At 47.3% G+C, this 11,552-nt stretch carries 12 protein-coding genes; 4 read left to right on the top strand and 8 right to left on the bottom strand.

Features of this window, described 5'->3' with window-relative positions; all coding sequences use genetic code 11:
* Positions 1-129: 129 nt before the first annotated feature.
* The 4 genes from ACAN55_RS22730 to ACAN55_RS22715 form a co-directional block, all read right to left on the bottom strand.
* On the bottom strand, positions 130-1,362 hold the full coding sequence (locus ACAN55_RS22730) for an aminopeptidase (protein ID WP_379138437.1): 1,233 nt from the start codon (positions 1,360-1,362) through the stop codon (positions 130-132).
* Between the two features lie 82 nt (positions 1,363-1,444).
* The gene (locus ACAN55_RS22725) at positions 1,445-2,125 is read right to left on the bottom strand and encodes a hypothetical protein (protein ID WP_379138425.1); all 681 of its coding nucleotides are present in this window, start codon (positions 2,123-2,125) and stop codon (positions 1,445-1,447) included.
* A complete protein-coding gene (locus ACAN55_RS22720; protein ID WP_379138422.1) occupies positions 2,118-2,291 on the bottom strand; it encodes a sigma factor-like helix-turn-helix DNA-binding protein in 174 nt (57 codons plus the stop codon). Before ACAN55_RS22720 ends, ACAN55_RS22725 begins: the two co-directional genes overlap by 8 nt.
* 101 nt (positions 2,292-2,392) lie before the next feature.
* On the bottom strand, positions 2,393-2,740 hold the full coding sequence (locus tag ACAN55_RS22715; protein WP_379138420.1) for a hypothetical protein: 348 nt from the start codon (positions 2,738-2,740) through the stop codon (positions 2,393-2,395).
* Between the two features lie 147 nt (positions 2,741-2,887).
* On the opposite strand from ACAN55_RS22715, the gene ACAN55_RS22710 reads away from it, so the two are divergent.
* Positions 2,888-4,333 carry a serine hydrolase domain-containing protein gene (locus ACAN55_RS22710; RefSeq protein ID WP_379138417.1) on the top strand — a complete coding sequence of 482 codons (1,446 nt, stop codon included), beginning with the start codon at positions 2,888-2,890 and terminating at the stop codon, positions 4,331-4,333.
* Positions 4,334-4,410: 77 nt separating this feature from the next.
* On the opposite strand, the gene ACAN55_RS22705 is transcribed toward ACAN55_RS22710, so the two are convergent.
* On the bottom strand, positions 4,411-5,169 hold the full coding sequence (locus ACAN55_RS22705) for an exodeoxyribonuclease III (RefSeq protein WP_379138414.1): 759 nt from the start codon (positions 5,167-5,169) through the stop codon (positions 4,411-4,413).
* Between the two features lie 141 nt (positions 5,170-5,310).
* Between ACAN55_RS22705 and ACAN55_RS22700 the strand changes: the two genes are divergently transcribed.
* Both ACAN55_RS22700 and ACAN55_RS22695 read left to right on the top strand, forming a co-directional pair.
* Positions 5,311-6,480, top strand: coding sequence for an MFS transporter (locus ACAN55_RS22700; RefSeq protein WP_379138412.1), 1,170 nt, complete (start codon positions 5,311-5,313; stop codon positions 6,478-6,480).
* A 174-nt stretch (positions 6,481-6,654) separates the two neighbouring features.
* The gene (locus tag ACAN55_RS22695) at positions 6,655-6,942 is read left to right on the top strand and encodes a hypothetical protein (protein ID WP_379138409.1); all 288 of its coding nucleotides are present in this window, start codon (positions 6,655-6,657) and stop codon (positions 6,940-6,942) included.
* 99 nt (positions 6,943-7,041) lie between these two features.
* Here ACAN55_RS22695 and ACAN55_RS22690 read toward each other — a convergent pair whose 3' ends face one another.
* Positions 7,042-7,893, bottom strand: coding sequence for a helix-turn-helix transcriptional regulator (locus tag ACAN55_RS22690; protein ID WP_379138407.1), 852 nt, complete (start codon positions 7,891-7,893; stop codon positions 7,042-7,044).
* 125 nt (positions 7,894-8,018) lie between these two features.
* Here ACAN55_RS22690 and fabF point away from each other — a divergent pair, with 125 nt between their 5' ends.
* A complete protein-coding gene (gene fabF / locus ACAN55_RS22685) occupies positions 8,019-9,257 on the top strand; it encodes a beta-ketoacyl-ACP synthase II (RefSeq protein WP_379138403.1) in 1,239 nt (412 codons plus the stop codon).
* A gap of 73 nt (positions 9,258-9,330) precedes the next feature.
* Here fabF and ACAN55_RS22680 read toward each other — a convergent pair whose 3' ends face one another.
* Positions 9,331-10,401, bottom strand: coding sequence for an ABC transporter ATP-binding protein (locus tag ACAN55_RS22680; RefSeq protein WP_379138400.1), 1,071 nt, complete (start codon positions 10,399-10,401; stop codon positions 9,331-9,333).
* A gap of 181 nt (positions 10,402-10,582) precedes the next feature.
* Positions 10,583-11,545, bottom strand: coding sequence for a phosphotransferase family protein (locus tag ACAN55_RS22675; protein WP_379138398.1), 963 nt, complete (start codon positions 11,543-11,545; stop codon positions 10,583-10,585).
* Positions 11,546-11,552 lie beyond the last annotated feature (7 nt).

The raw sequence follows: 11,552 nt of genomic DNA, 5'->3' as shown, positions 1-11,552 counted from the left end.
CTTGCCTTAAGCTAATGGCTACTACTGCCTTCGCCATTCGGGACTTCAACCCTAGAGATAGCGCCCATGCTGGGCGCACTAACAAGAACCCGCAGATATTATCTGCGGGTTCTTAATTACAATTTGAAGTTAAAGTACCCAGTTCCCTTTACGGAATACAGGCTCAATCGTGCCATCTGCAAGTTCGCCATCGATATCCAGCTCACCAGAGCCCACCATAAAGTCAACATGGGTCAAGCTTACATTAGCGCCTCTAGCCAGTAATTCCTCAGAGGTCAGCTTGGTTCCACCTTCGATATTTACCGGATATGCGCTGCCGAGGGCGAAATGACAGGATGCGTTCTCGTCAATTCCGGTATTGTAGAATACGCGGTTTAAATTGGAGATCGGTGAATCATGAGGAACCAACGCTACCTCGCCAAGGTAGGAAGCACCCTCGTCTGTCGCCAGCAGGGTTGTCAAATGCTCACGGCCGGATTCAGCATCATAAGCCACTACTTTGCCATCCTTAAAGGAAAATGACAAACCTTCGACAAGCCGTCCGTTCAGATTAAGCGGAAGCGTACTTGTTACTGTACCGTTAACTCCTGTGCGGTGCGGCATCGTATAGATTTCTTCTGTCGGCATGTTCGCCACAAAATAAACGCCATTCGCGTTCTCTCCGCCGCCTCCCCTCCACAAATGTCCTTCCGGGAGCTCAACATGCAGGTCTGTCCCCGGAGCACGGTAATGCAGACTTTTGTAACGCTTGGCGTTCATGCGGTCCTGGCTTTGTTTAAGATCACCGATATGGCTCCGCCATGCTGCTACCGGATCTTCACTGTCCACCCGGTTCATCTGAAAGACTGCTTCCCACATCGCCTCTACTCGTTGTACTTCCGGAAGATCAGCAAATACTTTATTCGCACAGGCCTCCGTTGGTGCTTTGATCAGTGACCAGCTGATTCTGCTGCTGCGGGTATAATTCTGATAATTCTTGCGTGCAACGGCAGCGGCCTTAACCGATGATGATACCTTAAAGGAATCTATCCCGCGTAAAAGCTCTGGATCAGGAACCCGGATAGACAGGATCGCTCCGCCCTCTTCGGCGAACTTCTCCATCATATCTGCATGCCATTGCGGATAATAGCCGAAGGATTCTTCTGGTGCTTTTTCATAACGAATCCTTGTAATGGCTTCATCGTCCCAATCCACCATGACATACTTGGCCCCAGCTTCATAAGCCTTGGCTACGATTAACCGTGTAAGATCGACGGTTTCCAGCGGAGCCGACACAATTAGAACTTGTCCGGGCTGAACATTCACTCCAACCTTCACAACCAGGTTCGCATATTTGTCCAGCATTGCAGCAAAATCTGTCATCACTATTCGTCCTCCGTATCTCTATCTTTTTTCAACATCTATATATTTTAGCGCAAAATAGAGCCGGAGGAAACTTCAGCGTTTATTTGTTGTTCAGCAGCCTTCCGTTGTATACCCCGGATTCATCAGCACTTATCTCAAGTATTGCCCGTCCTGTCTCTCTGCCTTTCGTGTATGCAGTTAGAGTCACTCGGGCTTTGGCTGCGATGTCACCCATGTCCACTCCGGAAGAAGGCGACCAGTAGAAAGTATCTCCTGATTTCAGAGTCATTTCTGTACCTATGTTATTAACGCGATAGTCAGGTGGTGCCCACTGGAGTAAGCTGCCCTCTGAGACCCGGATCTTAATTTCATCCGAACCTTCTGCGTCTGCCCGCAGACCAAAACCGGGAGCCCTACTATTGGTCAACCGGTAATCCCCGAACAAAAAGGTCACATCCGGCTGGAGTTCAAAGGGTTGGCCATCTGCAGCATAAACCGATAGTACGAACGGCTGGAGTATATTTTGCAGCGGCCCTTCCGGATGTGCTCCAGGACGATCACTAATATATACCAACACACTTACCAATAGGATAACCACAAGCGAACCTGTTAAGATCCTGAAAGGATTTGTTCTATACAATCTTCGTCTTTTCCGATTCCATGCCGTCTTCTGTTCTTCGTTAGAACGCAATTCCTTCAAACTTAGTACTTTACCAAGAATACACTGCTCCAGCTCTTCTGAAACCACGATTTCTTCCATACCCTTTTGATATCTATTCATCCTCCATCCCTCCTATGGTTACCTTTAAGAGCTCTCTCGCGCGCTTCAGCTGAGTGCGGATCGTGCTTTCTTTTCTATGCAAAATTGTTGCGATCTCTGCGGTACTGTAGTTCTCAAAATAATAGAGATGAATCACTATCCGGTATTTCACTGGCAATTTCAGCATCTCATATGTTTCATTGTACATAAAAAAAGAAACGGCTGCCCTGTCCATACACTGGACTGTTTCCGTTTCTAACGAGTTAAAACCTACATCGGCGGTCTGATTTATTTTTTATCCACCTGAAGTAAAGTAACCGTCTTTAAGGTATATGTGTCCTTAATTCCTTCATCGTTAATGACATTCAGCTTCAGCAGGCTGGCAACCTTTGCCGGATCACTTTTAGATACCATACGCCAGACCTCCGGATCAGAGAGCGTATTATACAGCTTCTGATCATCATATTCTTTCCGGTTCTGCGTGACCAGCTTGACCTTATAACTTCCAATTTCCGTATCACTGCTGCCCAGTTCTTGGCAATAATTCAGAATCTCCTGGCGAAGTTCTGAAAGCTCATTTTCAATCTCTTTTTGCTTCTGTTTGAGTCTATAATACTGTTGTACCCTTTTCTCCAATCCTTTCACGCTCCTCTCCAGACATATGTATGCCGGGAGTACGAATTAAATTATCCCTCTCAAGCAACTTAAACGCTCCTAATATATGTTAATATAGCAATGTGGGAATCCTTGGACGTTAATCGTCCAACATGAGAGGATGAGATTATGGAAACCGCAAAAACCGCAGTTCGCCTGCCACGTAGTTATCCCGAAGATCAGAAGGTTCCAGGCTCAGCCATTGCTGCATTTTTGGAGGCTGTAAGAACTGGCGGGCTGGAACTGCACAGCTTTATGATGCTGCGGCATGGCAGTGTTATTGCAGAAGCCTGGTGGGCACCGTACAAGCCGAACCTTCCGCATATGCTATTCTCCCTAAGCAAAAGCTTCACCTCGACCGCGGTTGGACTTGCGGTTTCAGAGCAGCTGATCTCCCTGGATGATCCAGTGATTTCGTTCTTTCCTGATGAGTTACCAGACGAAATTTCTGAGAACCTAGCGGCTATGCAAGTCCGGCATTTGTTGATGATGGGTACCGGGCATGAAGAGGATACGATGATCGCAATTCATAAAAGAGCAGATGGCGATTGGGTCAAAGCGTTTCTGAACGTTCCTGTGACTAAACAGCCTGGAACTCATTTTCTTTATAATACCGGAGCCACCTATATGCTCTCCGCCATACTTCAGAAACGGACCGGACAAACCCTGCTCGAATATTTGGAGCCGCGGCTGTTCCAGCCGCTTGGCATTACCGGTGCGGCTTGGGAATCCTGTCCTCGCGGAATCAATACGGGAGGATTCGGTCTAAGCCTGACCACAGAAGACATCGCCAAGTTCGGGCAATTATATCTGAAGAAAGGCAGTTGGAACGGACAGCGTATTATTGATGAAGAATGGATCAATGAAGCAACCTCCAAGCAGATAGCCAATGGCCAGAACGATGAATCGGACTGGGCACAAGGCTATGGTTATCAGTTCTGGCGCTGCCGTCACGGAGTATACCGCGGGGATGGTGCCTTCGGACAATTCTGCGTTGTACTACCGGAACAGGATGCCGTCATTGCCATCACTAGCGGAACCAATGACCTGCAGGGAGTACTGAACGCTGTCTGGGATCATTTACTGCCTGCGTTGAATGCTGAATCTGTCCTTAGTACAGTATCTTCACGATTTGACCTCTCAACAGTAATAACAGCGCTGAGTATAGAGCCTCCATCACACACCATTACATCACCAATGGAGAAATTAATCGACGGTAAAAAATATATGCTGGATGATCCTGATCAGCAGATTAGTTCCATCTCTTTTTCATTTGGGGAGCATGGAGCGGCAGTCCTAATACACAATACAGCCGGTGAACAGGTCGTTCATGCTGGGCGCGGAGAATGGAAAGAGGACTATGCGGAGATTCTTGATCAAAAGATGAACCGCATGATGTCAAGCTTCACCTGGTTATCGAATAAGACGCTTGAGCTAACCTTACGGTTTGTCGAAACCCCATACTGTGTAACCGTCCAAGCTGTATTCGAGGAACCCTCATTTGTTCAGATTAAACAGTGGATGAATGTATCCTTTAATCCCAAGGTTGAGGTTGTAACCGGAAGAGCTGAATAATCAAATATGCACAAAAAACTGCCCCGGGACTCATCACAATGGTCCGGGGCAGCACGATGTTAATTCCACTTTTCCACTTATTCATCCGCCATCTCTAGCACAATGGGACAATGGTCACTTCCGAGTATGCTGGACTCAATTCCCGCAGAGATCAGCTGTGGAGCAAGCCGCGAAGAAGCGAGGAAATAATCGATTCTCCAGCCCACATTCCGCTCTCTCACTTTTGGCATATTGGACCACCAGGTATATGCACCTTCCAAATCCGGATAGAAATAGCGGAAAGTATCGATAAATCCTGCACTCAGCAGTTCAGTCATTTTCCCCCGTTCTTCCAGTGTGAATCCCGAATTGCCAAGGTTGGACTTCGCATTCTTAAGGTCAATATTCTCGTGGGCAACGTTCAAATCCCCGCAGACGATGACCGGTTTGAGCTTGTCCAGTTCCTGAAGATAACCCCGGAACCGATCCTCCCACTCCATCCGGTATTCCAGTCTGGATAGATCCCGTTTGGCATTAGGCGTGTATACATTAACCAGATAAAAAGATTCAAATTCCAAGGTAATGATTCGTCCTTCTGCTTCAGAGTCTTCCTCAATTCCATAACGTACGGAAAGTGGTTTAACCTTGGTGAACACAGCTGTACCTGAATATCCTTTCTTGACGGCGTAATTCCAATACTGAACGTATTTGCCGTCCAGCTCCATAGCAATTTGCCCCTCCTGCAGCTTCGTCTCCTGCAAGCAAAAAATATCTGCATCACTTTGTGCAAAAAAATCATAGAATCCCTTGGTTACACAAGCTCTTAATCCATTTACGTTCCAGGAAATCAGCTTCATGTTCATATTCTCCCACTTATAAATTTGAATGAAGTTAGTGTATCATAGGTCGTTAGTTGATGAATAGACGGCATATATGTGTTACAATATTGGGATTGTTTCTGACTTCATTCTAGGAAATACGCGAGGGATTCTAAACCTATGAAAGCACCAAGTTTATTACGCATTTTTAATTTCTTATACTTTGCACTGCTGGCAATGTTCATTCCCTTTCTTCCCGTCTATCTCGACGGACAGGGACTAAATCCGGCACAGATTGGATTCATTATTGGTACTGGAGGATTTGTAACCATTATCGCTCAACCCTTATGGGGGATGATCAGCGACAGAACCAAAACCATCCGGAAGGTTCTGCTTGTCCTTCTGATCGGTTCTGCGGTGCTGGGTTATCTCTTATATGACTCAACCAGCTATGCTGAGCTCATTGTCTTTGCCATGCTGCTCTATTTCTTTCTTATGCCGATTGACCCTTTAACCGAAAGCCTTAATTTCCGGATAGCCGAAGCTTCCGGCATCAGTTACGGCTCCATTCGCACCTATGGCGCGCTCGGCTATGGAGTTACAGCGCTATTGACCGGTTATGTGATGTCCTATCTCGGAGCGCATAGTTTAGCGATCTTGTTCGCAGGAATCTCCGTGCTTAGCTTTCTGGTCAGTTGGGCCATGCCTGATACTCCTGTAACCGGAAAGCCGGTTACGCTAAGCAGCCTAAAACGCTTCCTCGGTAACAAAGAGACATTGTTATTTCTTGTTCTTGTCTTTATCAGTTCCGTTCCAGCCCGCATGAACGATACTTTCCTTGGTGTCTATATTCGGGAGCTGGGTGGAAGTCCTGAACTGGTGGGTCAGGCTTGGTTTCTGGCAGCAGGCAGTGAGATCATTGTCTTTGCCTTGAGCTTCTGGTGGCTGCGTAAAGGCAAAGAGTTGATTATTATCTCCATCGCCGGCGCCTTCTATTTTCTAAGATTCTTTCTGTCAGCATGGATAAGTGATCCGCATCTACTCGTTTATCTGCAGATACTTCAGGTCTTCACGTTTCCGGTATTCTACTCCGCTGCGATTCAGTACTTGTACCGCATCGTACCGTCTGAGTGGCGCGCTACAGGCCAGACCGTACTGGCCCTGCTGTTCTTTGGTGTATCCGGCATCCTGGCTTCGTATGCCGGGGGTGCAATTTATCAAGCTTTTGGCGGACAGACGCTTTTCCTGACGATATCTGCGATGTCTTTTGCCGGAATGGTCTTCGGGTTAATTCTGTATCGGTTATATGGAAGTCGTTCAGACGAACCTGAAGAAGCTGAATCGGAATAACAGCGAAACCCCGCATCATTCCTAAATACAGACCCCCTCTCCAATTGGACAGGGGGTATTAGTCTATCATTTTGTAGATCTATCGAAATGTGCTAACTTCCCGAGGCATTCGTCAACGCATTCATAGACTTACTGCATAGAATATACTATCAAAATGAAAAGGAGGTCGTAATTATGGCTATCTTATTACCGCAGCAATTCTTCTCTCTGGCGGCAGTAGTAGGCAAATCTTACTATGAGGACTTAACTGGTGGAACCAATGCTACTGTCACTGTACAAAACAATTCTGCTTTCCCTGTGGATCTTGTAATCACCCGTGTCAATGCACCCGTAATCACTTATTCTATTCCAGCTTTTCAAAGTCTTACTCTGCATGTTAAGTTGCTGTTGGTTGCTGCACTGTTGTCTACAGCTGCAGGAGCTGTATTCGGTACAATTCAAATCGCTACTTCCGATTTCTAATTCAATAGAGCCCTCCCCTGCTCTACCTTAGAAATCTCCTCTCAATCAGGGCTATCCAAAGCTACTAAAGCAGCGGATAGTCCTCTTTATACATAACTCTCATTCCTGGTGATAGGGTTCCATTAACTGCGTAAGCTTAGATTCCGTATTAGAGTTATCTGCCGGAGTATAAATGCTGCACCGTAAATCCGCGCTTCCGTGTACCTGTAGAGAGGTCAGATGGAACAGCATCTTACCAGCTTTGGCGTGCCTGAACTCAAGCACTACATCCGGTGCAGAGCTGACCGTGCTTTGGTCCCACATCTCATTAAATTCCGGATGAACCTTCCCCATCTTCCCGATAAAATCATCATACCAACGATCCCCCACATATTGACCGTAGTAGGCTCTAAAAATGGACAAGTATCCTCTTACGAACTGCTTCCAGTTCACCGCCAGTACTTGAAATTCCTTGCGGACAAAGAGAAGGCGGATCATATTGCGCTCCTCGGGCGGAAGTTTAGCAAAGTCCAGAAAAACATGAGCTGCAGCTTCATTCCAACCCACAATACCGCAGCGGCGGTCTGAAATGATCGTAGGGCACATCTTAAGTTCCTGAAGAATTTTCTGCAAAGCCGGGCTGATGACTGAACTTTCCTCCTGTTGAAACTGGGACGGCTCCTGTCCGGTCTCCAGTGCCAAGGCAAACAAATATTTACGTTCATCCTTGTTCAACTGTAGGGCAGATGCCACACAATCCAGAACCGAGGAGGATACTTTTATATCTCTCCCCTGCTCCAGCCATGTATACCAGGTACTGCTCACCCCCGCAAGCTGGGCAACCTCTTCTCGCCGCAGACCCGGAGTTCTTCGGCGGGATCCCTCCGGAAGCCCTACAGTTGCCGGAGTTATCGCCGCACGGCGCGCTTTCAAGAATTCAGATAATGCGTGAAGCCTTGTGTGATTGGACATTAATACTCCTGCCTTCCTGATCTTCTGTATATGTAGTATTTATTATACTAGGATAAACTCCAACTTGTAATAGGATAACCAACGTGAAAAAATATGACTACCACATGTTTTTGAGGAGGATCTTTATGGAACGGGTAGTTATTACAGGGATGGGTATTGTTTCACCACTGGGTAATACAGTTGAGCAGTTCTGGAGTCGTCTGGTTCAAGGGGAATCGGGAATCTCCCCCATCACTTCATTTGATACAACACTGTTCAAGACTAAGATAGCCGGAAGTGTGCAGGATTTTGATCCTGAGGGAAGGTTCGGACGTAAAGAAGCACGCCGCATGGACCGCTTCAGCCAATTTGCACTGGCAGCTGCAGAGGATGCTTGGAAGGATTCAGGACTGATCCTAGACAAGATCGACCGGGAGCGGCTCGGAGTCTATGTCGGATCGGGTGTCGGCGGGATACAGACATTAATGGAACAGGGGAAGCTGCTTCAGGACAGAGGACCCGACAGAGTCAGTCCCACCTTAATCCCTATGCTGATCTCCAATATGGCTGCCGCCATGATAAGCATTAGACTAGGGGCCATGGGCCCAACGATGTCTCCGGTGACAGCCTGCTCCATCGGCAACACCTCGATTGGAGAAGCTTTCCGTCTCATCCGTTATGGTGGCGCCGATGTTATTATTGCTGGCGGATCGGAAGCTGCGGTTACCGAGATTTCATTAGCCAGCTTTGGTAATGCTACTTCTTTGTCCACCCGAAATGATGAACCTGCTAAAGCCAGCCGTCCGTTTGACGGAAACCGTGACGGGTTTGTAATTGGTGAAGGTGGCGGGATTCTAATCTTAGAGTCGTTGTCCCATGCACAGCGCAGAAACGCCAGGATATATGGTGAGGTCATCGGTTATGGCGCCAGCTCTGACGCCTATCATATGGTCGCGACCCATCCGGAAGGCAGAGGCGCTTATCAAGCCATGAAGCTTTCACTTCAGGAAGCCCAAATTCAGCCGGAAGAAGTAGATGTTATCAGTGCTCATGCCACCAGTACAGTTGTAGGCGACCGCTCTGAGACAATGGCTATAAAGCAGCTGTTCGGCGACCGGGCTTACCGTATTCCTGTGACGGCCAATAAATCCATGACAGGTCATGCACTAGGTGCAGCCGGGGGGCTGGAAGCCATCGCTCTGATCAATAGTCTGCAGGATGGCATCATTCCTCCGACCATCAATCAGGAGGATCGTGATCTCATCTGCGATTTGGATTATGTACCGAATACAGCCCGCCACGCAGATCTCCATATCGGCATCTCCAATTCATTTGGGTTCGGCGGACATAATGCTGTAATCGTAATCCGCAAATTTGAGGAATAAGACGAAGAACTCATTTCCACTATTCAAAAACAGCCAGGACTGCATAATCGCAGCCTGGCTGTTTGTAATATGATTACTTGATCGTATTCGTCTCCATCAAAACCGGATGCTCATATACACCCTTCAGAACACGCCGTTTTCTCTTCACGACTTCCGGCGGCTCAACCGCTGGAGCATACGGATGCAGCAGCCATGATTTCACCAGATGGGTATCCGATACCTTGTATACCGGTGGTTCTTGCTTATGGTCAATTTCCATGGCATAGGTACTGCGGATTGCAAAAGCATCGCCAACAGGCGGCTTAATCAGATCCGGAGGTGTTCCCGGAATCGCTGTCAGCATGGATCCTTTACTCTCCAGACTTGGCATCGAAGCTAGGAGTCCCCAAGTGTAGGGGTGGCGCGGATCATAGAAGATCTCTTCAACGGTGCCCATCTCAACAATTTGCCCTGCGTACATAACAGCGACACGGTCAGCCATTTTAGCCACAACACCTAAATCATGAGTGATAAAGATGATCGCTGTACCGATTTTTTTCTGCAAATCCTTCATAAGCTCAAGGATCTGTGCCTGAATAGTTACATCCAAGGCTGTCGTAGGCTCATCCGCAATCAGAAGCTTAGGGTTCGCGGCAAGTGCCATGGCAATGACCACACGTTGGCGCATCCCGCCGCTGAATTCATGCGGATATTGTTGAAACCGCCGCTCTGGAGAAGGAATTCCCACCAGTTTCAGCAATTCTATGCCACGCTTGATCGCAGCATCTTTGGTTATTTGTTCGTGCTTGAACAGAACTTCTGTGATCTGCTTGCCGACCTTCATCATTGGATTCAGCGATGTCATCGGATCTTGAAAGATCATGCCGATTTCTTTGCCGCGGATTTTCTGCATTTCTTTCTCAGTCTTGCCGATAATCTCTTGGCCATCGAATAAAATTTGTCCACGTTTATATTGACCCTGCGGTGTAGGAATAAGCTTCATAATCGCCTGGGAAGTTACGCTTTTTCCGGAGCCGGATTCGCCTACGATCGCGAGCGTCTCTCCTTTATCTACATGAAAGCTGACACCCCGGATGGCTTGAACCTCTCCGCCCCGTGTCTTGAAAGAAATTGCTAAGTCTTTTACCTCTAAAAGGCGCTCCATCTTGTCACCCTCTCATTTCCTGAATAAGTATGATAATGATTCTCACTAACTTCAAACACTAAAGCTTATTTTAGCTATTTATGTAGGGTGGAGTCAAGGGTTATCTAAAAAACATGTCAAAGGAGGGAATTCCCGGGGACGGAATCCAGTCTCTCTGATGAAACACTTGACGATTACCTACTCATTCTGCATCTGCGGTAAACCTTGCCCAGCCCTCTACGAGATTATCATGAGCCCACTGTAGATGACCTTCACTGTTGTATTTGCGTGAATAGAATTCAATGAAATAGATCAGGTCGATATAGAGATCATAAAGTCTCTTCCGGCTTTGATCATTTGGCAGATCGAACTTCCCTCCATAACCTTCATAAAAGGCCTCAGAGTTCTCGATATGCCGGAAATAATATTCCATTAGGTGATCGCCCCACAGCGCACGTTCCCAATCAATTAGAGCCACAATCTTCCCGTCACGTACAAACACATTGCCATCCCATAAATCCCAGTGCACAAGCTTTGGCACGGTTACCTCGTCCAGCACATGAATACGGCTTGCAATTTCTCTTTCAATTACCTCGTAGGAGACTGGCAGTTTAGCCTTCAAACGCCGGGCATCATCCAGCAAGTGGGTCATCAACCTCATAAAAGCTTCGCTCCATGTATCTCCGGTTAACAAGGAAGATTCGCTGAACATTCCAAAACGTTGTCCCTCAATCTCATTAATCAGCGCGCTGTAACGGCCGAGCTCAGCTTCTATTGCGGCCCGCTCTGCCATCGACAGCTTCTCTTTAATTTCGTTATAAGGCTCTCCCTCTACATACTCCATGAAGAAGTAATCGGCTGGGAATACTTCATGACTATTATCGTAAAAATACACCTCAGGTACGGGAATGTTGCCTTTGGACTTCACCAGCCGCAACGCACCAACCTCAGCCTCCATAATGTTACGCTCGTAGCTAAGAATTTCAACATCCTGTGCAGGGGCAATCTTTAGAATGGTTAAGCGTCCGTCGGACAGCCGCAAACAGTAAGCTGCGTTGAAATATCCTCCGGTGAGTTCTGTACATTCGTCTATCTTAATCTGGCTGCCGAAAGCGGATTGTACCAGCAGGATCTGCTGTTCAGCAGTTAGTTTGGTTTTAGTCATGCTTTCC

It is taken from the genome of Paenibacillus oryziterrae (assembly GCF_042610485.1).
Classification (GTDB): Bacteria; Bacillota; Bacilli; order Paenibacillales; family Paenibacillaceae; genus Paenibacillus_AQ.
The sequence above is the reverse complement of the archived record's forward strand: the minus strand, read 5'-3'. Positions and strand labels throughout refer to the sequence as shown.

What these genes read in the sequence shown, in the direction of transcription:
- ACAN55_RS22730 (WP_379138437.1), bottom strand. Translation starts at nt 1,362, where the DNA reads ATGACAGATTTTGCTGCAATGCTGGACAAATATGCGAACCTGGTTGTG.
- ACAN55_RS22725 (WP_379138425.1), bottom strand. Translation starts at nt 2,125, where the DNA reads ATGAATAGATATCAAAAGGGTATGGAAGAAATCGTGGTTTCAGAAGAG.
- ACAN55_RS22720 (WP_379138422.1), bottom strand. Translation starts at nt 2,291, where the DNA reads ATGCTGAAATTGCCAGTGAAATACCGGATAGTGATTCATCTCTATTAT.
- ACAN55_RS22710 (WP_379138417.1), top strand. Translation starts at nt 2,888, where the DNA reads ATGGAAACCGCAAAAACCGCAGTTCGCCTGCCACGTAGTTATCCCGAA.
- ACAN55_RS22705 (WP_379138414.1), bottom strand. Translation starts at nt 5,169, where the DNA reads ATGAAGCTGATTTCCTGGAACGTAAATGGATTAAGAGCTTGTGTAACC.
- ACAN55_RS22700 (WP_379138412.1), top strand. Translation starts at nt 5,311, where the DNA reads ATGAAAGCACCAAGTTTATTACGCATTTTTAATTTCTTATACTTTGCA.
- ACAN55_RS22695 (WP_379138409.1), top strand. Translation starts at nt 6,655, where the DNA reads ATGGCTATCTTATTACCGCAGCAATTCTTCTCTCTGGCGGCAGTAGTA.
- ACAN55_RS22690 (WP_379138407.1), bottom strand. Translation starts at nt 7,893, where the DNA reads ATGTCCAATCACACAAGGCTTCACGCATTATCTGAATTCTTGAAAGCG.
- fabF (WP_379138403.1), top strand. Translation starts at nt 8,019, where the DNA reads ATGGAACGGGTAGTTATTACAGGGATGGGTATTGTTTCACCACTGGGT.
- ACAN55_RS22680 (WP_379138400.1), bottom strand. Translation starts at nt 10,401, where the DNA reads ATGGAGCGCCTTTTAGAGGTAAAAGACTTAGCAATTTCTTTCAAGACA.
- ACAN55_RS22675 (WP_379138398.1), bottom strand. Translation starts at nt 11,545, where the DNA reads ATGACTAAAACCAAACTAACTGCTGAACAGCAGATCCTGCTGGTACAA.